General features: G+C 38.2%; 27 protein-coding genes and 2 tRNA genes. 13 read left to right on the top strand and 16 right to left on the bottom strand.

All coding sequences use genetic code 11. The features are described from left to right. Positions 1 to 107: 107 nt before the first annotated feature. Positions 108 to 575 (top strand): host attachment protein, encoded by a 468-nt coding sequence (locus tag SULAR_RS02890; RefSeq protein ID WP_008242780.1) that lies wholly within the window; start codon positions 108 to 110, stop codon positions 573 to 575. A gap of 124 nt (positions 576 to 699) precedes the next feature. On the opposite strand, the gene SULAR_RS02885 is transcribed toward SULAR_RS02890, so the two are convergent. Next, a complete protein-coding gene (locus tag SULAR_RS02885) occupies positions 700 to 996 on the bottom strand; it encodes a hypothetical protein (RefSeq protein ID WP_008242779.1) in 297 nt (98 codons plus the stop codon). A gap of 196 nt (positions 997 to 1,192) precedes the next feature. Between SULAR_RS02885 and SULAR_RS02880 the strand changes: the two genes are divergently transcribed. From SULAR_RS02880 to SULAR_RS02845, 8 genes are all read left to right on the top strand, one after another. After that, positions 1,193 to 1,585 carry a hypothetical protein gene (locus SULAR_RS02880; RefSeq protein ID WP_008242778.1) on the top strand — a complete coding sequence of 131 codons (393 nt, stop codon included), beginning with the start codon at positions 1,193 to 1,195 and terminating at the stop codon, positions 1,583 to 1,585. 188 nt (positions 1,586 to 1,773) lie between these two features. Beyond that, positions 1,774 to 2,076 (top strand): SEL1-like repeat protein, encoded by a 303-nt coding sequence (locus SULAR_RS02875; protein WP_008242777.1) that lies wholly within the window; start codon positions 1,774 to 1,776, stop codon positions 2,074 to 2,076. Positions 2,077 to 2,203: 127 nt separating this feature from the next. Then, positions 2,204 to 2,791, top strand: a complete 588-nt coding sequence (locus SULAR_RS02870; protein ID WP_008242776.1) for a hypothetical protein — start codon at positions 2,204 to 2,206, stop codon at positions 2,789 to 2,791. A 54-nt stretch (positions 2,792 to 2,845) separates the two neighbouring features. Further along, positions 2,846 to 3,130: a hypothetical protein gene (locus SULAR_RS02865; RefSeq protein WP_008242775.1), complete on the top strand. Its 285-nt coding sequence runs from the start codon at positions 2,846 to 2,848 to the stop codon at positions 3,128 to 3,130. Between the two features lie 114 nt (positions 3,131 to 3,244). Beyond that, on the top strand, positions 3,245 to 3,658 hold the full coding sequence (locus SULAR_RS02860; protein ID WP_008242774.1) for a hypothetical protein: 414 nt from the start codon (positions 3,245 to 3,247) through the stop codon (positions 3,656 to 3,658). Positions 3,659 to 3,814: 156 nt separating this feature from the next. Beyond that, on the top strand, positions 3,815 to 4,117 hold the full coding sequence (locus SULAR_RS02855) for a hypothetical protein (RefSeq protein ID WP_008242773.1): 303 nt from the start codon (positions 3,815 to 3,817) through the stop codon (positions 4,115 to 4,117). Next, a complete protein-coding gene (locus SULAR_RS02850) occupies positions 4,118 to 4,738 on the top strand; it encodes a fumarylacetoacetate hydrolase family protein (RefSeq protein ID WP_008242772.1) in 621 nt (206 codons plus the stop codon). A gap of 50 nt (positions 4,739 to 4,788) precedes the next feature. Further along, positions 4,789 to 5,400 (top strand): hypothetical protein, encoded by a 612-nt coding sequence (locus SULAR_RS02845; RefSeq protein ID WP_008242771.1) that lies wholly within the window; start codon positions 4,789 to 4,791, stop codon positions 5,398 to 5,400. A gap of 132 nt (positions 5,401 to 5,532) precedes the next feature. Here the strand turns inward: SULAR_RS02845 and SULAR_RS10840 are convergent, their stop codons facing one another. The 3 genes from SULAR_RS10840 to SULAR_RS02830 all read right to left on the bottom strand — a co-directional run bounded on the left by SULAR_RS10840 (position 5,533) and on the right by SULAR_RS02830 (position 6,848). After that, on the bottom strand, positions 5,533 to 6,279 hold the full coding sequence (locus tag SULAR_RS10840) for a cache domain-containing protein (RefSeq protein WP_008242770.1): 747 nt from the start codon (positions 6,277 to 6,279) through the stop codon (positions 5,533 to 5,535). Between the two features lie 341 nt (positions 6,280 to 6,620). Further along, a tRNA-Met gene (locus tag SULAR_RS02835) sits at positions 6,621 to 6,697 on the bottom strand. A gap of 76 nt (positions 6,698 to 6,773) precedes the next feature. Beyond that, positions 6,774 to 6,848: transfer RNA gene (locus tag SULAR_RS02830), tRNA-Gln, on the bottom strand. A 165-nt stretch (positions 6,849 to 7,013) separates the two neighbouring features. On the opposite strand from SULAR_RS02830, the gene SULAR_RS02825 reads away from it, so the two are divergent. Both SULAR_RS02825 and acs read left to right on the top strand, forming a co-directional pair. Beyond that, the gene (locus SULAR_RS02825; RefSeq protein ID WP_008242769.1) at positions 7,014 to 8,048 is read left to right on the top strand and encodes a bifunctional 3,4-dihydroxy-2-butanone 4-phosphate synthase/GTP cyclohydrolase II; all 1,035 of its coding nucleotides are present in this window, start codon (positions 7,014 to 7,016) and stop codon (positions 8,046 to 8,048) included. A 110-nt stretch (positions 8,049 to 8,158) separates the two neighbouring features. Beyond that, positions 8,159 to 10,102 (top strand): acetate--CoA ligase, encoded by a 1,944-nt coding sequence (gene acs / locus SULAR_RS02820; protein ID WP_008242768.1) that lies wholly within the window; start codon positions 8,159 to 8,161, stop codon positions 10,100 to 10,102. A gap of 46 nt (positions 10,103 to 10,148) precedes the next feature. Here acs and SULAR_RS02815 read toward each other — a convergent pair whose 3' ends face one another. Further along, positions 10,149 to 10,814, bottom strand: coding sequence for a uracil-DNA glycosylase (locus tag SULAR_RS02815; protein WP_008242766.1), 666 nt, complete (start codon positions 10,812 to 10,814; stop codon positions 10,149 to 10,151). A gap of 250 nt (positions 10,815 to 11,064) precedes the next feature. Between SULAR_RS02815 and SULAR_RS02810 the strand changes: the two genes are divergently transcribed. Continuing rightward, positions 11,065 to 11,985, top strand: a complete 921-nt coding sequence (locus SULAR_RS02810; protein WP_008242765.1) for a NifU family protein — start codon at positions 11,065 to 11,067, stop codon at positions 11,983 to 11,985. Between the two features lie 75 nt (positions 11,986 to 12,060). Here SULAR_RS02810 and SULAR_RS02805 read toward each other — a convergent pair whose 3' ends face one another. From SULAR_RS02805 to SULAR_RS02755, 11 genes are all read right to left on the bottom strand, one after another. After that, entirely contained in the window at positions 12,061 to 12,318 is a 258-nt protein-coding gene (locus SULAR_RS02805; protein ID WP_008242764.1) for a hypothetical protein, read from the bottom strand. 148 nt (positions 12,319 to 12,466) lie between these two features. Next, positions 12,467 to 15,535, bottom strand: coding sequence for an efflux RND transporter permease subunit (locus SULAR_RS02800; RefSeq protein WP_008242763.1), 3,069 nt, complete (start codon positions 15,533 to 15,535; stop codon positions 12,467 to 12,469). Then, positions 15,528 to 16,601 (bottom strand): efflux RND transporter periplasmic adaptor subunit, encoded by a 1,074-nt coding sequence (locus SULAR_RS02795; protein ID WP_008242762.1) that lies wholly within the window; start codon positions 16,599 to 16,601, stop codon positions 15,528 to 15,530. The genes SULAR_RS02800 and SULAR_RS02795 overlap by 8 nt, the downstream gene beginning before the upstream one ends. Next, entirely contained in the window at positions 16,598 to 17,797 is a 1,200-nt protein-coding gene (locus tag SULAR_RS02790; protein ID WP_008242761.1) for a TolC family protein, read from the bottom strand. The genes SULAR_RS02795 and SULAR_RS02790 overlap by 4 nt, the downstream gene beginning before the upstream one ends. Before the next feature lie 119 nt (positions 17,798 to 17,916). Continuing rightward, complete coding sequence (locus tag SULAR_RS02785; protein ID WP_008242760.1) at positions 17,917 to 18,219, bottom strand: hypothetical protein; 303 nt, start codon at positions 18,217 to 18,219, stop codon at positions 17,917 to 17,919. A 241-nt stretch (positions 18,220 to 18,460) separates the two neighbouring features. After that, complete coding sequence (locus SULAR_RS02780) at positions 18,461 to 18,715, bottom strand: DUF3862 domain-containing protein (protein WP_008242759.1); 255 nt, start codon at positions 18,713 to 18,715, stop codon at positions 18,461 to 18,463. Between the two features lie 221 nt (positions 18,716 to 18,936). After that, positions 18,937 to 19,323, bottom strand: coding sequence for a class II SORL domain-containing protein (locus SULAR_RS02775; RefSeq protein ID WP_008242758.1), 387 nt, complete (start codon positions 19,321 to 19,323; stop codon positions 18,937 to 18,939). A 224-nt stretch (positions 19,324 to 19,547) separates the two neighbouring features. After that, positions 19,548 to 20,441, bottom strand: a complete 894-nt coding sequence (locus SULAR_RS02770; protein ID WP_008242757.1) for a CoB--CoM heterodisulfide reductase iron-sulfur subunit B family protein — start codon at positions 20,439 to 20,441, stop codon at positions 19,548 to 19,550. A gap of 9 nt (positions 20,442 to 20,450) precedes the next feature. Then, entirely contained in the window at positions 20,451 to 21,440 is a 990-nt protein-coding gene (locus tag SULAR_RS02765; RefSeq protein WP_008242756.1) for a succinate dehydrogenase/fumarate reductase iron-sulfur subunit, read from the bottom strand. Between the two features lie 10 nt (positions 21,441 to 21,450). After that, the gene (locus SULAR_RS02760; protein ID WP_008242755.1) at positions 21,451 to 23,178 is read right to left on the bottom strand and encodes an FAD-binding protein; all 1,728 of its coding nucleotides are present in this window, start codon (positions 23,176 to 23,178) and stop codon (positions 21,451 to 21,453) included. Positions 23,179 to 23,317: 139 nt separating this feature from the next. After that, the gene (locus SULAR_RS02755) at positions 23,318 to 24,376 is read right to left on the bottom strand and encodes a hypothetical protein (RefSeq protein WP_008242753.1); all 1,059 of its coding nucleotides are present in this window, start codon (positions 24,374 to 24,376) and stop codon (positions 23,318 to 23,320) included. Positions 24,377 to 24,518: 142 nt separating this feature from the next. Between SULAR_RS02755 and SULAR_RS02750 the strand changes: the two genes are divergently transcribed. Continuing rightward, positions 24,519 to 25,361 carry a thiamine-phosphate kinase gene (locus SULAR_RS02750; RefSeq protein WP_008242751.1) on the top strand — a complete coding sequence of 281 codons (843 nt, stop codon included), beginning with the start codon at positions 24,519 to 24,521 and terminating at the stop codon, positions 25,359 to 25,361. Positions 25,362 to 25,363 lie beyond the last annotated feature (2 nt).

Here is a 25,363-nt window from a genome sequence, read left to right as displayed (position 1 = left end):
ATTATAATCTTCCCAAAAAAACTAAATAACGATTTTATTAGGACTTGAGTAAAGGGCATAAAGTCGTTATAATAAAATATAATAAAATCAAAGGAGGTAATGTAGTCATGAATTTTAATGAAAATATTATAGTTATCGCTAACTTAGGTGGGTTTGATGCATATCAGGTTGATACAGTCACAGGTATTGATCCCCAAGAGACAAGAAATGTGAGTGCCGGCACGCAAAAAGTGAGAAGAAACCTAACCACAATTAAAAAATTTGAATATATAGAACCGCATACCCATACATCCGATGACATGAGTGACCAGTTGGGAAATCAGGGGCACAATACCGGTGAACAGCATAACCGTTCATTAGAAGCAGAGCGTCGCGGTATGCAGCAGATCGCTGATGATATCATTGCATTGATCTCTGAAACCAACCCTCCAAAATGGCATCTTGCCTTTCCTCAGGAAAACTTGAATAAACTCACTGAAATGATCGATACAAAAACCAAGGAAAAACTCGGAAAGAGTATTGGAAAAGATCTGACCAATGCACATGTGAAAGATCTACTATCATTTTTTGAATAGGTTTTTATCCCTATTGCTTAACCAGTAATAGAATGGTCTTCAAGTCATTGAGGTACATTGTGATATCCTTACAGGGTGTGTTTATGACACACCATACTGAACACTCTTCTTTACAAAGAAACCACTACAATCCCGATACTGCATGTAATGCATCATAAAGACCACGTTTATACTCTGTGTCATCCAGACAATCATAACGCTTTAACTGTTTTGATATCTGCAGCTTAAACTCTTCTCCTATTTTCTTTTCTTCTTGTAGGTAATAGTAAGTAAGTTCAATAAGGTACTCCAATGCAGTTACTCTGCCTTCTCTGTACTTATCACTTACGTGAAGTGTCGTATTGTTGAACTTGTAGAGTGTTAATTCATTGTAACAATGCTTACTGACCGATTCAAGCAGTTCTTTGGATGTAGATTTCATAGATGTATTCTGACAGAAAAAGATGAAAGAAGTTGAAAGTATGTCAAATTGTCATAGAAAATGATATCCATGAATACGTCATTCTATGTTTGAGAAATAAATGACGAAAAAAGTGCTACAATAGTATAGATGCGATACTAAACTCCAACGACGAAAGTGCCTAATATGGGTCTTATATTCACAATAGGAGAGTAATATGGACAGAAAATTTATATTTATCAGTCTCATGTATGCCATCATTGGCTTGGCACTTGGTATTTTTATGGCAGCATCCAAAGACCATAGTCATTTAGTAACGCATACGCATATCCTTCTCATTGGTTTTGTTGTCTCATTTATCTATGGTCTGTGTCACAAACTCTGGCTCAATAACCTGATCTCAAAACTATCTGTTACCCAATTTTATATTCATCAAGTCGGAACACTTGGCGTTGTCATTGGTTTATTTTTATATTATGGAAATTTTGTTTCTCTTGAAACTATTGACCCATTTTTGGCACTATTCTCTATCACTGTATTTATTGGCATGATACTTATGACTGTTCTTTTCATTCGATCATCCAAATATGATATATCGAATGATACGTAAGTAAAATGATACATAGACGGGATATCGTTAAAAAATAATATAAGAATCTTTGCTTTACCTCATTTCATTAGGCGATTCTTTGATAATGGTCAATGATGTTTCATCATTAAAAATAATTTCAAAAAAAATATCAAAGATAAATCATTTTGTCAGTAAAATACGTAAAATAATCTAAAAAAGGAATACCAATGAAAAAAATACTACTTGCAAGTATACTTGTGTTAAGTATGAGCAGCTTTACACATGCAGAGTCTGATGAGTTCGATGATGATCTTGGTGAAGAGCTGACGGAAAGAGAGATCGTTCAAGACTATATAGATGACTGTAATAATCATGGCGACTATTATGGATGTTTTTCAGTCGCAATGAAATATGAGAAGGGTGAAGTATTGGAAAAAGATATTTCAAAAGCGATTGAATACTACGAAAAAGCCTGTAAACTCGGTTCTGAAGAAGGCTGTAAAATGGCTGAGAAGCTTAAGGTAAAATAAGACCATTCTCTAAACAGGAAGGATAGAAGAAAAGTTAACGTCGATAGACAGAGAGTATAAAATTGTTTTTATACAATAACTCCACATTTTTATTTTATACTGTAATATATCAAAATTAGGAGGAACAATGAAAAAAATGATCATGAGCAGTTTGGTATGCATCAGTGTATGTATGCCTCTACAAGTATCTGCACAGTCTTTACTGGAAAGAGTGGTGGTAGATGTGATCTTAGGTACATATGATAAACCGCAGTACCGTGATGACAGACCTTATTACTTTTACAATAACAAATACTATTATGGTGGTGACTGGAGAAACGGAAGCTACTACTATGAGGGCAGAAGACTAAGTGGTGGACACTATTATCCACAAGGATATTACGACCAGTATAATCGAGCGTATGATAAACCACACTACCAAGATGAAAGACCTTACTACTTTTACAATAACAGATACTACTATGGTGGTGACTGGAGGAACGGGTACTACTATTATAAAGGTAAAAGACTAAAGGGTGGTCATTACTATGAGAGAGGGTACCAGGAACATTATAGAAAAAAGTATAGAAAAGAGAAACATCCAAACCATAAGAACGGCTATTATAAACACAATAAGCACTATCTGGGTGAACATCAGCGTGATCATTATGATGAAAAGCGTTACCGTCAAGAATCCAAGAGATACAAAAAAGACAAAAGTCATAAAAATAAATGATAACTTCACTAAAAGATATTGACATCATTAACAAAATTTGGTAGTATCAAGCTTATGAAACTAAACAGGCATTATATTGTATCGCTTATCATTGTTATGTTGACTGCCATCTCTTTTGACATCTCTTCACCTAAATTGGCGGATAGTACATCAGAAACAAAAATCCAAATTTCACTGGAAGAGAAAGAGACACAACAAATATTAGATGAAAAGCTAATTGCCTTTGTTCCAAAACCTTATTCAAAGGAAACAAAACCATTTACTGGTTTTGATTTCTCAACACCTATCGTAGATCAACTCTATCTCAATACTATCTTCAAACCTCCTATATTCTCTTAAAGCGCGATCACACTGCCTGCATTTGTTGGTATGTACTCGTGTGATTGTTCGTATATACAAATTTAACCAATACAAAAATAACTAAAATATATACATAATTAGGAGAATATATACATGAAAAAATTATTAGTGCTTACAACTATAGCAAGCTTTTTACTAGGTACAAACGGATTTGCAGCGTCTCAAATGACAGTGAAAGAAGATAAAATGATCAATGCCATTCAAACGGCTGCAATGAATGATGAGTGGACACAATATACACCAGCTATGCAAAATGCATCACAAACACTTTATTTTAAAAAGAAAATTAAAAATAAAGACTACTTCACATACAGATATCAGAACAGACATCAGAACAAACAAATGACTGTTTATGTGAAGGTAGCTTATACAAATGATAATGTCAATGTAGAGTTTGTAGATAAAATCCAAATGAATCCAGGTAGACTGGGAACAGATAACAAAGTACATAATGTTTTACATGAACTTACAGATGCCATTGAGAATCAATTATCTACTGATGCATAATCATTAAACAATCATCAAACTTCCTTGTTTTTACATCACCTAGACCCTAAAAGGGTCAGGGTGATATACTCAGACCTAAAAAACTTTTTTAACACTTCTTCATCCTTTTGTTATGCTATACTAGTCTCTATAAAATATGAAAGAGGAGGGTGGTAGATGAAAAACATTATGCTCGTTATTTTGATTATTGCAGGGTTATTTTTATTTATGACCAAAGAAGATCCAATACAAAATACTTATACAGATACTACGGAACCACCTAAAAAAATCGAACTTGATACTCCTACAAATACCTATAAAAGAAATGTTGAAGCGCTTAGTATCTCCAACACCCTACAAAACCCTACTTCATATCTAACTAGTCGAGTTAATTCGAGAGAGTCAAGCAAGAAGTCGGTGAATAAGGCTAACAAACGTATCGAAGAACAAAATAAGGCCATGGAGGCTTTGACAAAGTAAATGAAAACAATTCAATACAAAAACCAATACTTAGAAGTATCTAAAGTAGTCTGTATAGGTCGAAATTATGTCGCACATATAGAAGAGTTGGGTAATGAGATCCCTTCGAGTATGGTCGTTTTCAACAAACCAAATTCAGCCATAAGTGACACACTTTACTACTTTTCAGAACATTGTCGATATGAGGGTGAGATCTGTTTTTTAATCCGTGATGCAAAAATCGATGGTATAGGCTTTGGACTTGATCTGACACATGCTGATATTCAAAACCATCTGAAATCCAAAAGTTTGCCATGGGAGAGAGCCAAAGCATTTGATCATTCTGCTGTACTAAGTGAATTTATCAATCTTGATGTAGATATCAGCACGTTGAAAATGAAGCTCTATATCAATAATAAACTAGTACAATTTGCTACGTACGATTTAATGATGTATAAACCTGATACTATGCTTTCAGAGATACAAAGTTTTATGACATTGGACGATAACGATATTATCATGAGTGGCACGCCTAAAGGTGTAGGTAACTATAGCCTGGGAGATAAATTTGTAGGACAGATATTTTCAGGTGAGTTACTTTTACTTGAAAAAGAATGGATAGTTAAGAGTTTAAAAGATTAAATTTAAACCAACAACTTTCGATACTAAGACTAAATGGACGGAGGTGTAGCATGTTTGACTTTGAACTAGACCCTAAAATATTAAAAGAGCACTATGCAAATAAAGAAAAAGAACTTGAATATATAGAGTGGGCAGCCAAGAGAGGCTCTGGTGAGAAACCTGAATCACTTACACTCTATAATAAATACATAAAGAGAAAATCTAGGGAAGAGCCTAAAACAGATAGAGAATACTTAAATGACCCTTTATTAAGAGAAGAAGTTGCAATACTAGAAGAGGATATGCAAGACACTAAGTATACTGTAGAGAATATCTTTGATGTACTGCTTAATGATACACAGACAGCCAAGATGACAACACCTTTATTCTATGCACCCGAGCTAGAAGATGAACTTAGTTTGAGGGTTTTACATTATTTCATGGTTCTAAATACCATAAAAACTGCACATAGTATCACAGATGCCAAGATAAGAGCAACTAAAGAGACACTTGAGACTTTGGGAGCAGATCTACCAAAAGAGCTTAAAATAGCTATATATGTCAAAGAGAATTACAAGAAAAATCAACTTAAAAAAGCTGTAATTGATGCAGTGAAAATAATATTTCCACAAATTACAGATAAATCTACATTAGAACTAATAGCAACTGAAGCCCTAAGATAATACCTTACTTTTAACTCTTGCAACAGAACCAGAGTTACACCAATTTGTAGCCTGTGAAATATTAAAGAAAATTATTATGTCTTGACCATTTTGGAATAAAATACAATTTGCTATTTCATCTACTGAAGCTATTTACTTCTCCGCAATAAAGAATTGCCAGCCAAGTATCTCTGAGGCATGATAGGTTGCTGTAATCTGATCGCCATTCAACGTATAAGTGATAACCCCTTGATCATTACCCTGAATGGATTTAAACACACCCTCTACAGATTCGTCAAATTCAGCAGGATAGGCGAAAATGCGCTCAATATTACTATGTATTGGTGTCTGAAATTCTTGATCCAAAGCAAAAAAATACATATTTTCCGGCAGCTGCAATCTTTCAGTTACGAGTTGAGAAAGCAGTTCGGCATCAACAGAAACACCGATTGCAACACTGGTGTTGCCACCTACCTGTGTAGCGACAATGATGGAACGCTTCCCGGTTGATTTGCTGATGACCAGATCGCCTTCGATATCCTCACCGCTCATTAAGGATGAAAAATAGTCACGGTCACTGAGACTTGCATCAACAAGATCTTTTTCGACAGTGTAGTAATGCCCATCCGAAAAGACGTACCAAACGGCAGCATCGGTGCTCAAGTCATCAGCGAATTGTGCCAATATAGGCTTGACCGTATCCCAATCGCCTGATTGCGCCTCTACACTCGCAGCGATCGCTCGTTCTGCATTCAAAATGCCTGCAAGATGTTCTTCAACTATTCCCTGAAAGCCTCTTACTGAGACATCCATGGCAGTGTTACCATTATTGTTGCCACATCCGACTAAAAGAAGAGCGATTAATGTAATCAGACCACTTAGCATTAACTTCAATTTCATTGTAAACCTTTCACTCTAATGCTAAAGCATATCACTAAAATGTTCAAAAATTGTTGAAAAAATGGCAATGAAGAGTTTGGACGTAAGGAAGAAAACGATGTCCTAGTATGGGGGATTTAATTAGGCCATATTTTTCAAAAATTTATCTGACCACTATATGTATTATCTACCATTGGATGTTTTGAAGTAGGGGGAGGGTATTTGTGTATTGAGATATTTTTTAAAAAAGTAATCTAAATAAAGTAGCTTAAGAAAATAAAGTGTGTACCTTGACTAAAATTCGTAGTAAATATTATTTTGATTGATTGTCTTGTATTAACGATGATACCGATATTTATAATTGGTTGCGGGAGCCGGATTTGAACCAACGACCTTCGGGTTATGAGCCCGACGAGCTACCAAACTGCTCTATCCCGCGACAGGAAATTATAAATCTTTCGATTTAAATGAAGTGAGATTGTATCTTGATTTAATAAAACCAAGATTAAATCTTATGGATGGGGTAGAGGGATTCGAACCCCCGAATAACGGTACCAAAAACCGTTGCCTTACCGCTTGGCGATACCCCAATCGATATAAGCTAACTGCTTATGTGGACGGCATTATAGCACCATATGCTTCACATGTCAAGGGGTTTGAAAGAAAAGTTTAAAAAAGTTTCTAAAGTGAAGTACCAGATAGGTATAATACGATTAATACTATATATACTGTATAAAAGTTTTTGGAGAATATGAATGTCAATTGAAGCGATTAAAAGAGTAGAAAAAGCGATAGAAGATATAAAACATGGAAAAATGGTCATCATGATGGATGATGAAGATCGTGAAAACGAAGGTGACCTTGTTTATGCAGCAACTTTCTCTACACCGGATATGGTTAACTTCATGGCAAAAGAAGCCAGGGGATTGATCTGTACTCCTATCACCAATGAGATCGCTTCCAAGCTTGATCTTGTACCCATGGTAAGTAATAATGTATCTGCTCATGAAACAGCATTCACTGTCTCCATAGACTCAGCAAACGCAGAAACAGGTATCTCAGCTGCTGAGAGAGATGACTGTATCTCCAAGTTGGCAAATCCTCAAACAGTCAGTGAAGACTTTGTACGTCCGGGGCATATCTTTCCATTGATCGCCAAAGATGGTGGTGTTTTGGTAAGAACAGGACATACAGAAGGTTCGGTAGATCTTTGTAAGTTGGCTGGACTGGCTCCTGCTGCTGTGATCTGTGAGATCATCAAGGATGACGGAAAGATGGCACGTATGGATGACCTTAAACTCTTTTCAAAAAAACATGATCTCTCCATTGTGTACATTTCAGATATCGTTGAGTACCGTTTGGCTCATGAAAAATTGATCAAACGTGTCAAAGAAGAGGATTGTGAACTCAGAGGTATCAAAGTTGAGAAGATCACATACTGTGACCACCTCGATAGAACACATACGGTGATACAGTTTTACAAACCTCATGAAACTGCCAATGTGAAGTTTCATAATATAGGTTCAGACATAGGACTCGTACTTGACGATAAACGTTTTAATGCACTTAACAACTCTATAGAGTACTTAAAACTCAATGGAGGCACACTGATCTTCCTTGATACAAAAGTGATCTCTCACGAACAAGCCAAAGAGTTTGGTGTGGGTGCTCAGATACTTAAAGACCTTGGCATTAAAAATATCAATCTGCTTACCACAAATAAAGATACGGAATTTGTCGGACTGGCAGGTTTTGGTCTGGATGTCATAGAAAAAATTGAGATCATATAATACAAATTGACCACCAGATCCAACAAATAGGAGTTAATACTCCTATTTAAACTTTCTTTCTTAATTCTATGTTAAAATGATTTTCTACTATACATACCAAAGGATTGTTAATGATAAAAGAGACTTTTAACCCAAATCCGGAACTCGCTGCAAATGCTGCTATTAAAAACATGGATGAGTATTGGACGTTACAGAATAAGGCTTTAGAAGACTATGAAGGTTTTTGGAGAGAGTATGCTGACGAAAAGATCGACTGGTTAGCTCCTTATGATCAGGTACTGGATGAGAGTAATGCACCATTTTACAAATGGTTCATCAACGGTAAGCTCAATGTTTCCAACCAGTGTATCGACAGACACCTTGCAGACAAAGCAGACAAAACCGCTATCTTATTTGAGGGTGATAGAGGTGATGTAGAAAAGATCTCTTATGCGCAGCTCTCCCTACGTGTGAACAGAATGGCAAATTTACTTAGAGATGAATTTGGTGTAGGAAAAGGCGACAGAGTGGTACTCTATATGCCTATGATCCCTGAAGCTGCCTATGCAATGCTTGCATGTGCACGTATCGGTGCAATCCACTCCATCGTTTTTGGCGGATTCTCTGCAGAAGCACTGAAAGACCGTATCGAAGATGCAGAAGCGAAGCTTGTCATCACTGCAGATGGTGCGTATAGAAAAGGGAAGCCTTATATGCTTAAACATGTTGTCGATGATGCACTCTCACAAGGTGGCAAGAGTGTTGAAGCGGTACTTGTCGTAAAAAGAAACAATGAAGAGATCACATGGGTAGAGGGTAGAGACCATGATTACAACGAACTGATCACATCTCAACATGCAAAATGCCCTTTTGAACTGATGGACAGTGAAGACCCGCTCTTCTTACTCTATACCTCAGGAAGTACGGGTAAACCAAAAGGCGTACAACATGCAACTGCAGGATACATCCTTTGGGCACAAATGACGATGGAATGGGTCTTTGATATTAAAGAGGATGATGTCTACTGGTGTACCGCAGATATCGGTTGGATCACTGGGCATACGTATATTATCTACGGACCTTTGGCTGCGGGGACAACAACTATCATGTTTGAAGGTGTACCGACATACCCTGATGCAGGACGTGCATGGAAAATGGTTCAAGACCATAAGATCAACCAATTCTATACAGCACCGACTGCGATCCGTGTACTTCATAAAATGGGTGAACATGAGCCTGAGAAATACGATCTATCAAGTTTAAAGGTACTTGGAACTGTAGGAGAACCTATAGATCCACCGGCATGGAAATGGTATTATGAAACCGTAGGTAACTCGAAATGTGCCATTGTTGATACATGGTGGCAGACAGAAACAGGTGGACATATGATCTCTCCGCTTCCTGGTGCTACACCTATCAAACCGGCATGTGCCACGTTTGCACTTCCAGGAATCATAGCAGAGGTCATTGATCCTGATGGCACGCCTAAAGAAATAGGGGAGACAGGACTCCTTTGTATTACAAAACCGTGGCCAAGTATGATCAGAAATATTTGGGGAGATCCAAAACGTTATGAAAAAGCATACTTTGGAGACGCAGTTAAAAATGGAAAACCTGTGTATTTCTCCGGGGATGGTGCAGTCGTTGATGAAGAAGGCTACATTACGATCACCGGTCGTGTAGATGATGTGATCAATGTTTCTGGACACCGTATGGGAACTGCGGAAATAGAAGCAGCAGTAAAAAAAGATGATTCGGTAGCAGAGGTTGCGGTAGTAGGACGTCCTCACGATATTAAAGGTGAATCGATTTTCATCTATATTGTACTCAAAGAGGGGCACATCAACAAAGATATCAAGAACCATATCAATGCATTGCTTGCAGCAGAAATAGGTAACATTGCCATAGCAGACCATATCATTGAAGTACCGGGATTGCCTAAAACACGTTCCGGTAAGATCATGAGAAGAATTTTACGTTCTATCGCAAAACACGAAGAGATCACACAGGATATATCCACACTTGAAGATCCATCTATCGTTGAACAGTTGGTCACAAAAGCAAGAGAAGCCTAAACACTTCTCTTTGTCATTCCCCAGTATTCTTGGGGAACTCCTATGATTATTTCCCCATCAACTCTTTGACCTTCAACAGGTCTTCAAACACTTCTTTTTTAGCGCTTGGATTTCTCAGTAAATAACTTGGATGATAGGTAGGGATGACCGTATAATCATTTTGTTTGTGTAGGGTACCCCTCACTTTACTTATCTCTGTATCATCACCTGTAAGATAATGATAAGCAGTTACACCCAATGTGACTATGATCTTTGGCCGTATGAGTTCAATCTGCTTCAAGAGATAAGGTTGACAAGTATGTGCCTGGGTCGGTGTAGGTGTTGCATTATTGGGGGGACGGCACTTCACGATATTTGTGATATAAACCTCAGATCTGGAGATCAATAATACATTCTCTATCATCTTTGTGAGTAGTTCACCTGATCTACCGACAAAAGGTTTACCGGAGCTATCTTCCATCGTACCTGGCCCCTCACCGATAAAAAGGATATCTGCTTGTGGATCACCCTCTCCAAAGACCACTTTCTGGCGACTTTTGCTAAGCTCGCACAAATGACACTCCATGGCTTGCTTTTTCAGTGAATCCAATGTGTTAGGAAGTCTTAGGTGCTGCTCATCTTCTTTGTATGGTGTGACGGATGTATATTTGTAGCCCAGCTGTTTGAGTTGATACAGTTGTTTAAGTAAAAGTGCATTTCGGAGGTTTTTCATGAGAATATTATACTCCCAAACATCTTAATATGTTCTCTGAATAGTATTTGACTTATACGGTGTACCTCATGAAGTTCATATCGTAAAAAACATGATTATTTGTTCTTTCATCTTCCTTCTAAATACAAATAATAATACTATAAGGAATGTAATTTACCGAAATGAAAAAATTAAAAATATTTTAGACATTATTTTAGCCTATTTTTAGGTTAGCTTGCTAAAGTGCACATTATCTCCTAAAGGAAAAAAAATGGATCAAGAAACAAACGATGAGTATGGTATCAAGGTTGCAATGTTTATAAACGAACCTAAATATTTGGGGACTATCTCTGAAGAAGAAGCCGAAGAACTGGGTGCATCACTTTTTAGCTATACCTATGGCGATGAAGCACTTGGATACAAACTTACACTATATTGGGCTATAAACACACGTGAAGACAGCATTGTCCTAGCACGTTATACCTATGAAGGGATAGCCTCTGGTATAGCAGTCAATCATATGCTAGCACTCATATCTACGAATAAAAGTATACCACAGATCAATGATATCACTTACAAAGCCTTGGAACGCTTGCTACGTGACAATCCTACTATGGAAGCACTTCCTTCTTCTGAACGCTATACGATCACGTTTGCGATTGATGCTGCAAAACTGGCTGTCAAAGAGTATATTCATAAGCCATTAAACCATGAGGAGAAAACCGTTCCTTGTAAAGATAGCCCAATGAGCATTGCCTCTATAAAAGAGTCTATCGAGTTACATAACATTGATACACTTGAAGGTCTTGTAGAGTACACAAAAGCTGGATCCTCAGACACTGATTGCAAAGAAAACCTTTCTGCATTCATTGAAGCACACCAAAAAATATTGGCAGAGGAAGAAGAAGCAGAGAAGGCTCTGGCTGCTATACCTTTTAGAGAATTAAGCCCAGAGTATAGAGTCATGGCAGTTGAAACTGCGATTGATAACACTGTAAGACAGTTTCTTATTATGGATGGTGGAGACATCGATGTGCTTAATGTCAAAGAAAATGGTGAGATATTTGAGGTTTACATTAGTTATCTTGGTGCATGTAGTGACTGTTCCAGTTCAGGTACGGGTACACTCCAAGCCATTCAAAATGCGCTAAGAGATAAACTCGATCCAAATATCTATGTTATTGCTATTTAATGATTAAAAGGAAGATCCAGATCTTTTAAAGGCCATGCATCATTGCATGGCTTTGTTTATTTTTTAGACCCGTTTCTATGACTCTTCAGGGCATTGATTGCATTCATCGAAGATTTCATCCATACCCTCTATAGATTTTATCTCTTCAATACATTTTTCCATCGATTTTATAAAGCTTTCCGTTACTTTACCTTCTGAGTCACAATAGATCGTCAGCATTCGACAGTATCTTTTAATCACAGGCAACGGTACTACTGAACTGTCACCCATTTTCTCTTCGATTTTTTCTAGAAACTTTTTTTCACACTTATCTGCTATCTCTTGCATATTCATTTTTAACCCTTAGTCTTTTATGAACGTAGTGTAGCAGAAGATAGATAAAGGTATAAATAGATATTTTGGGTCACATAGGTTTAGTGAAAAAGAGAGTAATATGGGGGGCAGGAGTAGTTACCTGCCTTATATTGGTTCAAGAAGCTATTTATTTCTCATCACTTTTCTTTGAAAACTTCAAATAGAGTATAGGAAGAATGATAAGGGTAAGCAGTGTCGAAGAGAAAAGACCATTGATCACAACGATCGCCAGAGGTCTTTGTATCTCAGAACCCGGTCCTGTAGCAAAAAGTAAAGGGAGAAGACCAAATGCCGCAATGGTCGCAGTCATCAGTACAGGTCTGAGTCTTTTGATGGATCCCTCTACCACCGCATCTTTCAGCGTCCTTCCATTCAACATTAGATAGTTGAAATAATTCACCAGTACCACACCGTTCAGAACAGCGATCCCAAGCAGGGCGATGAATCCGACCGATGCTGGCACGGACATATATTCCCCGCTCACATAGAGCCCGATAAAGCCACCGATCAAAGCCAAAGGCACGTTGATCAGCACCATAGCAGCTTGTCTTAAAGACCCAAAAGAGACAAAGAGAAGGATAAAGACCAAAAAAAGAGCCAAAGGTATGATGATCGCCAATCTATCTGCAGCCCTTTGCTGATTTTCAAACTCTCCTCCAAACGCAAGATAATAGCCTGCAGGAAGTTTAACCTCTTTTTCGATCCTTTTCTTAGCTTCTTCTACAAAACTGACAAGGTCTCTACCTTCAACATTCGTTTGTACGATTGTTTTTCTGTACCCATGTTCATGCTCTATCTGTACAGGTCCTTCGTTGGAGACGAACTTTACGAAATTACTTAGAGGAACCGCATTCCCATTTTCCAGCGGATAGTAGAGTTTTTCTATCTTATCAAGTGAATTTTGCAGACTCTCATCTCCTTTTACGATAAGATCTATACGACGCATATCTTCCTGAATAATACCTACTTGCATACCTGTGACCATTACTTTGAGAAAATGATTGATCTCCAGCTGACTGATACCATGATATGCCATAGCTTTCTGGTTGAATTTCAGTTCAAAATACTCCACACCTTCATTGGCTTTTTTGTAGACATCTCTGCTTCCTTCTATAACTTCGAGTATCTCTTTGATCTTTACGGCGATCTCTTCAAGTGTGTTATTGTCAGTCCCAAAGATATCGATAGCAAGATCACCCCTGACTCCCGTAAGCATTTCAGATACCCTCATCTCTATAGGCTGTGTGAAGCTATACTCTATCCCGACAAACGCATCTAGTACATTTCTGATCTCATTCATAACAAATTCTTTCGAGGGCTCCCGCCACGTTTCTTTGTCCTTAAGAACCAGAAAGGTATCTGTATCGTTCAGACTCATGGGATCGAGACCAAGTTCATCACTTCCAGTTCTTGCTATGATCTCCTTTATCTCAGGTACTTTTTCCAAAAGTTTTTTTTGCAATTTCAGGTTCAGTGCCAAACTTTCCTTGAGAGAAATAGAAGGTAGCATTTCTATCCCAATAATGATGCTTCCTTCATCCATTGTAGGCATAAATGTCTTTCCTGTTTTTGATGCTAGAAAAAGAGAGCCGGCAAAAAGCACAAGCACCGCCATCACAGTGCCCTTAATATGGTTTAATGCTAAAAGCAGCACAGGCCTGTACTTTTTTGTCACATACTGAATAAGGGCTGATTCTCTGTCGGGTCTTTTGCTTAGAATAAATGAACTAAGCACCGGTATAAGCGTCAATGCCAGCACAAGTGAAGAGAATAGTGCAAAAATTATACTCAGTGCTACAGGTCGGAATAGCTTTCCTTCAAGACCTTCAAGGGTAAGAAGCGGCATGAACACAATGATAATGATGAGTACCCCTGTGATAATGGAGGGAGCCATTTCAGTCGTTGCTGCATAGATGATGTGCAGCTTGTTCTGTTTTGTGTGCTTAGGATTTCCAAGCTCTGCAGTAATGTGCTCTACCACCACGACCGCAGAATCTACAAGGATACCTATAGCTATGGCAAGTCCACCAAGGCTCATCAGGTTGGCTGTCAGACCAAAATATTGCATCGCGATGAAACTCATCAGCAGTGCAAAAGGAAGAATAAGTGCAACACTCAGTGCAGAAGCAAGATTTCCCAACATAAGCAGTAGAATGACCATAATGAGTATGACAGCTTCATAGAGTGCGTTTTTTACCGTATCAGTCGCAAGATTGACAAGGTCCGAACGGTCATAAAATATATCTATCTTTGTATCTTCCGGCAGCATCAAGTCAAGTTTATTAAGTTCTGTTTTTACTTTATCAAGGACCAAAGCCGTATTTGCCCCTTTAAGTCCGAGAACCAGACCCTGTACAGCTTCTCCTTCTCCATTTTTACTGACGAAACCTGAACGTGTGATATATCCATACCTCACGCCAGCCACATCACCTATGGTGATGATCTTCTCTCCACGTTTTCCAACAGGCAATGTACGGATATCATGCAGGTTTTTTAAACGACCAACACTTCTTACCAAGATGCTCTCTACCCCTTGTGAAACACGTCCTGCACCATCGTTTTGATTGTTCTTTTCAAGTGCTTTAAATATCTGGGAGAGTGTCACTTTCATACTTCTCATTTTGTTCATATCAGGTACCACTTCATAGGTTTTTACCTTCCCTCCCAGAGGGCTCACTTCTGCAACACCACTGATAGCACGTATCTTGGGAGTGATAACCCAATCCAAAATCGTTCTTTTTTCTTCAAGTGAAAGGGTATTGGATTCGATCGTGAACATTAATATCTCGCTTAAAGGTGTAGAGATAGGCGCAAGCCCCCCTTCAAGATTTGCAGGAAGATCGTCTCTGATGTCAGAAAGCCTTTCATTGACCTGCTGTCTGGCCCAATAGATATCTGTTCCATCTTCAAAGTCAATGGTGATATCACACAGACCATATTTAGAAATGGAGCGTAACATTGTTTCATGCGGTATACCGACCATTTGCATCTCGAGGGGAACGATAATCCGTGACTCTATCTCAGAAGGTGTCATTCCGCTTGACTTTAGGATGATCTTTACCTGAGTAGGGGAGATATCCGGAAATGCATCGATAGGTAATTCCTTATAAGCCTTGATACCGAAACCAAGCACCACGAGCGCCAACAAGGATAAGAAAAGCCTTTGTGCAAGGGCAAAACTGATCAACTTATTCATCTTCGTTTCCCAGCATACTTTTGAGGATAGCCACAGAGCTGATAGCTATCTTGTTTTTTAACAGTGGGGATGGTTTGACAAAGTAGTATTGATTATCTTCAAACACTATATCTACAGGCAATGGAGTGTAGCCATGCTTGTTTTTATAAAAAACTACTTGTGCTTCACCTACCTTGATCACAGAATCTTTTCTTATCTTAATGCACTGTTCTAAAAGTATGATCTTTGCACTGTTACGAAGTCCGGGAAAAATCTTAATATCCGAAGGTACCAGAAAACGTATCTCTCTAGTCTGATTCTCATGATTGATCACTGGAGAAATCTGCAAAATCGAGCTATCAAAAGTATGATTTTCAAGAACTATCTCTACCTTTTGTGCTTCTCTCAGTACTTCTGCTCTGTATGCTTCTATAGAACTTTCAATCCATAAAGGGCCATCTTGTTGAATGACAAACAGTGCTTCTGTAGGACTGATACTTTTCCCTGGTGCAGCTAGCAGTTGAACTACACTTCCCTTGACACTGCTTTTTATCTCTATGGTTGGGAACAATGTAAGGTCTTTCAAAAGTTTATCAATCATCTCATCGCTTGCACCGTAACTTTTCAGCATGGCTTTGGATGCAAAGACTTTGATCCTGTCTGTTTTAAGTTCTGCATTTGCAATCATACACTCTTTTTGAGGAATGATCTCTTCTTTACAGAGTAGATTCTTACGCTCAGTCAAATGTTGATGATGACGAAACTCTATGACTTCAGCTATGGCTTTTTGTTGTGTCTCTATCCATTCTGTCCCTGTAACTTCGGCCAGTATACCTCCTTTGTCCACTTTTTCATACCTGGCTACATTCAGTATCTGCACATTTGCTTCAAATGGCAAGGAGACCGTATGTAAGAGTGAAGGTGGCGTCACAACTTCAACGATAAATTCACCTAATGGCAATCTATCTGAGCTTTTCGGTATTTCAGTTTTGATCTTCCAGTTTGCTTCTTGTTCCGGTGTAAGCGTAATTGTCTCTGCATTTAAAGAGCATAGAAATAGTGCTAAAAAGATCAGTTGTTTTTTCATTGGTTATCCTTTGATTCAATAAATGTAAAGAGCGTAAAGAGTGTATGATAATAGGCTTTTTGTGTTGCAAAAAGCTCTTGCGTGAGCTGATGGTAATTCTGCCTGTTCAATAAATATTCTATGACGGAACTTTCACCAAGATCGTAACTCTTCCTGATAAGAGGTAAAAGGTTCTTTTTATAATTATTTAGATCATGCTTCAATGACCTGACCATCAAGGCACTGCTTTTCAATGTACTTGTCAATGATAAGTACATACTTTCTTTCTCAGCCATCATATTTTCATACTGAAACTCTATAGCCGAATTTTTATGCATAGCCGCGGCACGCTCTTTTTCTGATCTACGTCCACTAAAAGAGAGGGGAACAGATATGCCCACACTGTATTTATCGATATCTATCTCCTGTTCATACTGTAGTGAAAGGCTGACGGAGTCCAATGGTCTTGCATATCTCTCCAATGCTATCTCTGTGCTATGTATACGCTTTTCATAGGCTGCCTTAGAAAGCATAAAGGGACGTTCTTTAAGTTTCACAGATTCTCTGATCGGGTACATATCACTACAGGACAATACCGTCTTTTCAGAATGGTTGATACGTCCCAAAATAAAAAGTTTTTGCTTTGATATGCTTTGTATCGTCTTCATCTCCTGGAGTATTGCATAGAGTCTGTGCTTTTCGATCTCCAGCTGCATAAGTTCAGTCTTCGATATCTCTTGATATCTGTACGCCTTTTCTTTCTTTTTATAGAGTGTTTCAAACTCCTGATAGTTTTGATTGAAACTGTGGTAGCTCTTATAATCCAAACAATGTTGATGATAAAGACTCTTCAGGTTGTTTTCAAAACTCAAGATCTTTCTCTCTTCTTCTAAAAGATAGGCTTCATTATTCAGACGGTTGATCATTTCATCCTGTTCCTGAGTATTGCCCAAAGGAAGTGTCTTAGAAATACCGACGGAGTATTCGTATCCATTTTTTCTACCATCAATTGGATAGGCTTTTGTCCCAGAACCGTAAAGCTCCATAGGATCCAAAGATGTCTCTGCAAGGTTTTTTGCTTCGAGGAAAAGACGCTCCTGATCGAGTGCCTGTGTAAGTGTCTGATGCTTCTTTGCTGATTCCAACACTTCTTTTAAAGTCAATGTTGAAGCGTACGGCAACTGTATCAATAACACAAATAGTATAATCTGTTTCATAAAAATTTTTCTCTTTCTCTATAGTGTACGTAATAATAGGCCATCATCATGGCTATAGTGGAAATATGCCGATATACTAGAGTATACGACAGTATCAACAGTAATGTTATATTTAAATTTTATACTATTGGTGGTTTGTGTGAGGTTTTTACAAGGGGAGGGGTGTACTGTACCAAGTGATGTGGTATGTGCTCTTTTTTAGCAAACAGCATCTGACGATTACTATAAGGTACGACAATAGCAATAAAATGGAACATAGCATGTATTTTGTTGAATTCAATACATTCCGAAGATAATGATTTATCATCTATGTTATGTACGACACTGACATTATCATTTTTTTCTATAAGAGAGAAAAAGGAGTCATGCAAAAGCGTAAAAGCAAGCATGAATAACAGTACAAATATAATCTTTGATCGCATTATTACACACTCCCTTATTATTTTAACAGGCGCTATGTAGCTTTTATACACCGCCTATTGCCTGTTTTTAGAAGTTTACAGAAATTTGCATTATATGCAGATAATAAAAATTGTTACTTAGAGAAAGTATTTATGGTAATGTGTTGGATAAAGAAGAGATGGAGTTTCAACGTGTATCTATGAAAAAAGCGTTAGAAAAGTAATCTTATCAATAGATAAAGCTTAAAAGTAACACATGGTCTTATTTAAGACCATGTGCAACTGCAATTGTCACTTGATTTGAAATAAAGGTGATAGCGATCATTGCATCATCATTTTTCCATTCACAGTTACTTATTCCAAGCGTTTCAGAACACCCTTTAGGTTTACCTAGAACCTCGACCACTTCATTGTAGCTCATACCACTCTCAATTTTGTCGTAATTCTCTTTCGTAACTTTGTTACATCCGCTTAATAGCAGGATGAGTACCGTGATGATCAAATATCGTTTTTTCAAGTCGTTCCTTTTGATGTAATTTATTTAATGGACAGATAAATTCATTATTCATATTTTTTGCATAGAGGATTATAACAAAAGTTGAGAGAATAATAAGAGATTTGACTATTGGTTGTAGGTATATTGTATATGAAAGTAGGTTGGTAGGTATAAGGAATAGAATAAAATATAAGCTAAAGCCCTAAAATAGGGCTTTAAAGCTTATGAAGTAGGGCAGTTGCTTACGCTTCTACTGTTACTTCTTTTTCAGTACCTTCCCAGATACCGTGTTTAGTACAGTAACCGTGAGCGTTAAGCTTAAGTTTTTTACCTGTTGGGATGATAGTGAATGTAGTTGTGTTGTGCGCTTTTGTGTTACCAAGAGTTCCTGGTACATATGTAGCTTTTGCAAGTTGTGTATCACCATCGAAAAGTGTTACAGACTCGATAAAGTGATCAAAGTCATCTGGGTGAGTATACTCGTTACCCATTTTTACTGTTACTTCAAACGGCTCACCAGCTTTTGCAGTATCTGCACAGTGAATGAATGGAGAGTGTCTGTCGATAAGGTCTTTTTTCGCTTCTCTATCGATTTCTGAAATGTCTTGGTATTTGTTGATTTTTGGCATATTGTTTCCTTTTTTTTGTTTTTGTGCAAATATTATAGCACAAATAAAATTAATTAGGATAAAAATTGTCTTATTTGTTTAATTTTTATAATAATGTCCGAAATAGAAATCAAAAAAGAATCAAAAATGTCTATAATAAAAGGATGAATAGTTTTTTATGGGAAAGAAGGTATTGTTAGACCATTCTTAACATTGGTGTTTGAATGGTCTAAAAAAGTAGTTGTCTATGAAGCGGTATAAAGGTGTTTCGCTTTTTGAACGTGGAAATTAAGTCCGATCTCTTTTTCTGTACATCCAAGAGCCAAAGCAACCATTTGAGGCATATGTAGTACTGGAAGTTCTACGTCACGACCCATCACTTTCCCTATACTGTCTTGATAAGTATCCATCTTTAAGTGACAGAGTGGACATGGTGTAACCATGAGGTCTGCATTGTTATCCATAGCATCCAGTAGGGCATTACCGGCCAATACTTCAGAAGTATGGTTTGCTTGAAGTTCTACGTGGAAACCACAACACTTGTTCTTACTCTCATAATTCACCGGGTTACCCTCTAATGCATCTATCAAACTATCAAGTGAAGTAGGGTTATATGGGTTTTCATGTCCATTAGCTTCTTCATGAAGTTCAGATGGTCTGATATTATGACAACCATAGAATGGTGCTATGTTTAAGTGACTAAGTGGTACTTGTACCTTATCTTTAACATTTTCTAAACCATACTCATCGATCAGTGTATAGAGGAAGTGTTTGATCTCAGATGTACCTTTGTACTCAAGTCCAACTTCTGCAAGTTTTTCGTTGACTCTAGCTTTAAGTTCCGGGTCAGTGTCAAGTGCATGTTTTGTCATTGCAGAGTTTAGCTGACATGTATTACAGATAGTGATCATCGTAAGACCCAGTTTTTCTGCATAACAGATGTTTCTAGCGTTCAGTACATGGGCCAGGAACTCATCGAAATCTTGCAAGTGACTCGCACCACAACAACTCGCTTCTTCCAATATAGTGATCTTGATACCCAACTTATCAGCTACTGCAAGTGTAGATGAAAGTAACTCAGGTGTAGATTGCTTAGCAGTACATCCTGTAAATAATGCATAGTGTAATTGTTCGCTCATCTTTTCTCCTTACAGTTTATTTGTTTGTGAAATTTCAATCAGTTTTTGAACTTCATCTAGGTTTTTGATCTTAGGAATACTGTCTATGAACGGTACTCCTGAATGCCAATGAATTTTACCGCTTTTCATCATTTTCATTGCTGTACCTATGTGTTTAGCTGCACCAAGTAAGCCTTCAGAATAGGTAACAATATCTGCCTCATCAAGATAACCATATTTTTTCATACCTCTAAGGAAGCCTTCTGCGTGACGTGTTGCAACGTTACTCTCAGCGATACCCTGTTCAAACTGCATATTGTGAAGTTTTCCGATCTTCTCTATAGGATTGATCTCTTTTGGACATGCTTCTGCACATTCATAACATTTCACACAGTCCCAGACACCTTGACTTGGTTGTGCCGTCAACTCCAGACGTTCTGCACCAGCAGTGTCTCTGGTATCTACAGTAAATCTATATGCCGCAGCAAAGGCAGCCGGTCCGAAGAAGTCCGGGTTCACTTCAAGTGCAGGACAAGAGTAGTGACACGCACCACATTGGATACAAAGATCTGAATCCAAGAAGTTATTGAACTCAGAAATAGACTGTTTTGTCTCATGTGTTGGATGAGGCTCAACATCTGCAACGACATAAGGCTTGATCGCCGCATGTTTTTCCCAGAAATCTGATTTGTCAATGATCATATCTTTGATCGCACGTTTCTTCGAACTTGGCTCAAGTGTAATATCATTATCAAAAAGGTCTAAGAGTTCAATCGCATTTTGTTTACAAGCAAGCACTGCTTTACCATTAACCTTAATGGCACAGGCACCACAGATACCATGACGGCAAGAACGTCTATAAGAGAAACTTCCATCATGTTCCCATTTAATTCTGTTCATAAGGTCAAGGATCAAATCATCTTTTCCTACTTCCATTTCATACTGTTTTGTATATGGAAGATAGTCTGTTTCAGCATTAAATCTGAATGCTTTTATTGTTACTTTTCTTGTTTCACTCATCATGACCTCCTTAATATGTTCTTTCTTTAGGCTCAAACTTACCAAGCACTACATCACCCCATTCTTGAGTAATGTTAAAATCTTTATCCATATATGCATAGGTATGTTTGAGGAATCTTTCATCATCTCTCTTAGGGAAGTCTTCACGGTAGTGTCCGCCACGGCTCTCTTCTCTGTTAAGTGCTCCCACAACAATGAACTTGGAGAACTCTAACATATGTCCAAGTTCTAAAGCTTCTTGAAGGTCTGTATTATAGGTATCTGACTTGTCATCAATACGAATATTATTAAATCTTTCCAACAAGTTATCGATAAGTGCTATTTGTCTCTCTAAAGACTCTTTGCTTCTAAATACACCTGCATCTGCAGTCATCCCGTTTTGAAGTTCAGTTCTGAGTCCAGGAACTGTTTCAATACCGTTTGAAGTTTTGATCTTGTGCATCTCTTCGATCATTCTGTTTGCATCTGAAGCAGAGGCTTTACGTAACTCTATACCTTCATCAAGTGCCTTGATCATGTTTTCACCTGCATGACGACCAAAAAGTAGGGCTTCAAGCACTGAGTTTGCACCCAAACGATTCGCTCCATGCACCGATACACATGAACACTCACCGGCCGCATAGAAACCTTCTACCAATTCTCTTGGATTTTTACGAACCTGACAGTTGATATTTACAGGAATACCACCCATAGAGTAGTGTGCTGTTGCCGAGATATGAATAGGCTCTTTAAGCATATCCTGCCCTTGGAAGGCAATAGCAAGTTCACGTAGCTCCGGAAGACGTGTCAAGATGATCTCAGGATCAAGATGCGTAAGGTCAATGTTCACTGACTGACCATCTTTACCTACACCTCTACCTTGACGTACCTCTTCCATAATAGCTCTGGATACAACGTCACGTGAAGCAAGTTCCATAGCGTTTGGTGCATACTTGCTCATAAATCTTTCACCTTCAGAGTTAAAAAGACGACCACCTTCACCACGCGCCGCTTCTGAGATAAGTACACCTGAACCACCAAGTCCACTTGGGTGGAACTGAACAAATTCCATATCTTCTAGAGGAAGACCGTGACGTGCTACGATAGAAAGTGAGTCACCTGTATTTGCATGTGCATTTGAGTTAAATCTATAGGCTCTGGCATGACCACCTGTAGCGAACATCGTCACCTTTGCATTGAATATAGCCGGTTCTGAGTTACGGATATTATACGCAGCAACACCAGATACTTTTCCATCTTCATAAAGAAGATCAGCAGCATACCACTCATCAAATATCTCTACACCTGCACGGAATGCCTGTTCATAAATAGTCTGAAGCAGTGTAAGTCCTGTTCTGTCTTTTGCATAACATGCTCTAGGTTGAGACTGTCCACCAAAAGGTCTGATAGCAATATTACCTTCTTCATTTCTTGAGAATACAGCTCCCATTCTCTCTGCCCATCTGATAGTCTCAGGAGCTTTTGTACACATCAATTCAACGCAATCCTGGTCTGCAAGATAGTCAGAACCTTTCACCGTGTCAAACTCATGAAGTTCTGTAGAATCATCTTTACCAAGAGCAGCGTTGATTCCACCTTGTGCTGCACCTGAGTGAGATCTTAATGGGTGAAGTTTTGTAATGACCGCTGTCTTTTTCCCTGCTTCTGTCAACTCTTTCGCTGCTGCAAGTCCAGCGAGTCCAGAACCAACGATGACTGCGTCATATTCGTAGATTTTAATATCTGAGTTTTTGCTCATAGTATCCATATCCTTTTGTTACAATTTGGCTTTATTATATCTTCTTAGCATTAATTTTCGTTAGAAATTGGTATAAGTGATGAAATTTGGGGAGGTGTAGTGTTTCGTAGCGTGGCAATTCAGCCAACGCTACTTTTGATCATGCTGCGATAGAATTCAGTTGCGAAACAAAATCATTTGCAGAGATAAGTTCTAGACCTATCATCTTTCTACCTATCGTTCTTTCTATAGCAGAAAAGTTTTTCTTGAACATGTCCATTACGTCAATATCTTCAACAACAAGCACTTCTGCACCATGGTCATAGGCATCTAAAAGTATGGCACCTGCTTTTTTGAATGCGAGATCTTTGTTCTCTTCCAGTATCCCGAGTCCGGCAAGCTTTCCTGATCTTGAAAAGTGTACACCTTTCATACCTCTGTCAGCGATCAACTTATGCATAGTATCATGGGAAGCTGGACCATGATAATGTGCAATCTGCTTCTCTTCCAGGTTTTCAATCGTCTCTGCTGCTCTTTTTGGTACAGAAACTTCAACCTCTTTTTTAGAAAAGCGTGCCATAAGTCTTGCACAGAGAGAAGGGCCTTCTTCTGGTTTGACCATCGCTTTGAGCGTATTGATCGCAGCACTGTGGTCTTGCGCATTAAAGAGGTTATTTTCATATTCACAGTCAAAGAGTCCAGAGTTCACAGAAGTGACCGCTTCAAGTATGGCTTCTTTATGCTCTGAGCCTTCTGTGATCATTTTATGTGCCAGAACGAGTATTGCATCACCGATGTACTCACGGTCAAAGTTTTCTGTTTCTGATGCATAGTGAAGTGCATACAATGTTTTGTAGTATTTTAGATCTGATTCCGAAGCATAGGGAGCCAAAAGTTCAAAACTATTCATAAAGTCACTGTCATTGATCTTCAGTCCATCGTTAGAACGATAGCTGTTTACCGGATCTATTTGTAAAGAGGTTCCAAGTCTTTCCACCAGAGCTGAAACAGGTTGCTTCGCCTCGACAACAAGACCATTAATCTTCATAAGAAGTTTTTGTTTCGGAAAACTGAAGTTCTCGTTCTCTTCTTGTATCTTTACCAGCAGGTCTTTGGCTGTTGCATCATCATTCACATGGATAGTGAAGTTTTTGTAGTAAGGCAGATAGTCTGTTTTAGCATTAAAAAAGAATGCTCTTATTTCAAGTTTATATGACATAGGTATTTCCTTAATAAAGATTGTTTAGTATAACTTATAGAACTATGAATGAGACAATTTGACTCTTACTAAAGCTAAAACACTTGAACTATGTTACAATTCTACCAATTCTAAAGATTTAAGTGCTCAAAGGACAGAAACTATGCCTAAACAAGATAAAGAACACTACCTTATTCACTCTTTAAGTTCAAAATACATCGGTGATGATGCTGCAGTGATAGGTGATACACTCTATAGTATGGATGCCTTCTTTGAAGATACACATTTCAAGCGTGAATGGATGAGCATCGCTCAGATAGGTCGAAAAGCGATGCTTATCAATCTCTCTGATGCCATTGCTATGAATGCACGGCCACAGTTTGCACTCGTCACTGTCTCTATCCCTAAGACGATGACAGAATCAGAGATAGATGAATTGATACAGAGTATGGAAAGTACAGCGAAAGAGTACCACTGCGAGATCATTGGTGGAGATACCATTGGTGGTGACAAACTACATCTCTCTATTACGATCATTTCCAAAAGCGATACACCGCTTCTGCGTACAGGTTTACAAGTAGGGGACCTCTTGGCCTATACAGGAACATTGGGAGAGAGCAAACGTAATCTTGATGCACTTTTCAGAGGGGAAAAGATAGCCAATGATGCACGCTTTTTCGAGCCTACATTAAGGGCAGACTTTATAGCGAGTGCAAGACCTTTTTTACGTACGGGCATGGACATTTCAGACGGACTCTATTGTGACACGAACAAACTATTAGATATTAATAAATATGGATTTGATATATTTGAAGAAATTTCGCCTGAAATAGGGCACAGCGGGGAAGAGTATGAAATGCTTGTAAGCTTCGCTCCTGAACATTATAGTGATGTTATGAAAATAGCAGAAGAGACCAATACCCCTTTAAGTGTCTTTGCAAAAGTGGCTAAAAACAGTGACAGATATCCATGTAAAAGCCAGCATTTTCAAAATAGTACAGAGTAAGG

The sequence above is a fragment of the Sulfurovum sp. AR genome, from assembly GCF_000296775.1.
GTDB classification, from domain to species: Bacteria; Campylobacterota; Campylobacteria; order Campylobacterales; family Sulfurovaceae; genus Sulfurovum; species Sulfurovum xiamenensis.
Note: the sequence above shows the minus strand (reverse complement) of the source record. Positions and strands in the feature narration are given on the sequence as shown.

What these genes read in the sequence shown, in the direction of transcription:
- SULAR_RS02870 (WP_008242776.1), top strand. Translation starts at nt 2,204, where the DNA reads ATGAAAAAAATGATCATGAGCAGTTTGGTATGCATCAGTGTATGTATG.
- SULAR_RS02785 (WP_008242760.1), bottom strand. Translation starts at nt 18,219, where the DNA reads ATGCGATCAAAGATTATATTTGTACTGTTATTCATGCTTGCTTTTACG.
- SULAR_RS02875 (WP_008242777.1), top strand. Translation starts at nt 1,774, where the DNA reads ATGAAAAAAATACTACTTGCAAGTATACTTGTGTTAAGTATGAGCAGC.
- SULAR_RS02885 (WP_008242779.1), bottom strand. Translation starts at nt 996, where the DNA reads ATGAAATCTACATCCAAAGAACTGCTTGAATCGGTCAGTAAGCATTGT.
- SULAR_RS02760 (WP_008242755.1), bottom strand. Translation starts at nt 23,178, where the DNA reads ATGAGCAAAAACTCAGATATTAAAATCTACGAATATGACGCAGTCATC.
- SULAR_RS02765 (WP_008242756.1), bottom strand. Translation starts at nt 21,440, where the DNA reads ATGAGTGAAACAAGAAAAGTAACAATAAAAGCATTCAGATTTAATGCT.
- acs (WP_008242768.1), top strand. Translation starts at nt 8,159, where the DNA reads ATGATAAAAGAGACTTTTAACCCAAATCCGGAACTCGCTGCAAATGCT.
- SULAR_RS02880 (WP_008242778.1), top strand. Translation starts at nt 1,193, where the DNA reads ATGGACAGAAAATTTATATTTATCAGTCTCATGTATGCCATCATTGGC.
- SULAR_RS02795 (WP_008242762.1), bottom strand. Translation starts at nt 16,601, where the DNA reads ATGAAAAAACAACTGATCTTTTTAGCACTATTTCTATGCTCTTTAAAT.
- SULAR_RS02815 (WP_008242766.1), bottom strand. Translation starts at nt 10,814, where the DNA reads ATGAAAAACCTCCGAAATGCACTTTTACTTAAACAACTGTATCAACTC.
- SULAR_RS02860 (WP_008242774.1), top strand. Translation starts at nt 3,245, where the DNA reads ATGAAAAAATTATTAGTGCTTACAACTATAGCAAGCTTTTTACTAGGT.
- SULAR_RS02755 (WP_008242753.1), bottom strand. Translation starts at nt 24,376, where the DNA reads ATGTCATATAAACTTGAAATAAGAGCATTCTTTTTTAATGCTAAAACA.
- SULAR_RS02805 (WP_008242764.1), bottom strand. Translation starts at nt 12,318, where the DNA reads ATGAATATGCAAGAGATAGCAGATAAGTGTGAAAAAAAGTTTCTAGAA.
- SULAR_RS02790 (WP_008242761.1), bottom strand. Translation starts at nt 17,797, where the DNA reads ATGAAACAGATTATACTATTTGTGTTATTGATACAGTTGCCGTACGCT.
- SULAR_RS02855 (WP_008242773.1), top strand. Translation starts at nt 3,815, where the DNA reads ATGAAAAACATTATGCTCGTTATTTTGATTATTGCAGGGTTATTTTTA.
- SULAR_RS02850 (WP_008242772.1), top strand. Translation starts at nt 4,118, where the DNA reads ATGAAAACAATTCAATACAAAAACCAATACTTAGAAGTATCTAAAGTA.
- SULAR_RS02770 (WP_008242757.1), bottom strand. Translation starts at nt 20,441, where the DNA reads ATGAGCGAACAATTACACTATGCATTATTTACAGGATGTACTGCTAAG.
- SULAR_RS02890 (WP_008242780.1), top strand. Translation starts at nt 108, where the DNA reads ATGAATTTTAATGAAAATATTATAGTTATCGCTAACTTAGGTGGGTTT.
- SULAR_RS02825 (WP_008242769.1), top strand. Translation starts at nt 7,014, where the DNA reads ATGTCAATTGAAGCGATTAAAAGAGTAGAAAAAGCGATAGAAGATATA.
- SULAR_RS10840 (WP_008242770.1), bottom strand. Translation starts at nt 6,279, where the DNA reads ATGAAATTGAAGTTAATGCTAAGTGGTCTGATTACATTAATCGCTCTT.
- SULAR_RS02750 (WP_008242751.1), top strand. Translation starts at nt 24,519, where the DNA reads ATGCCTAAACAAGATAAAGAACACTACCTTATTCACTCTTTAAGTTCA.
- SULAR_RS02845 (WP_008242771.1), top strand. Translation starts at nt 4,789, where the DNA reads ATGTTTGACTTTGAACTAGACCCTAAAATATTAAAAGAGCACTATGCA.
- SULAR_RS02865 (WP_008242775.1), top strand. Translation starts at nt 2,846, where the DNA reads ATGAAACTAAACAGGCATTATATTGTATCGCTTATCATTGTTATGTTG.
- SULAR_RS02775 (WP_008242758.1), bottom strand. Translation starts at nt 19,323, where the DNA reads ATGCCAAAAATCAACAAATACCAAGACATTTCAGAAATCGATAGAGAA.
- SULAR_RS02800 (WP_008242763.1), bottom strand. Translation starts at nt 15,535, where the DNA reads ATGAATAAGTTGATCAGTTTTGCCCTTGCACAAAGGCTTTTCTTATCC.
- SULAR_RS02810 (WP_008242765.1), top strand. Translation starts at nt 11,065, where the DNA reads ATGGATCAAGAAACAAACGATGAGTATGGTATCAAGGTTGCAATGTTT.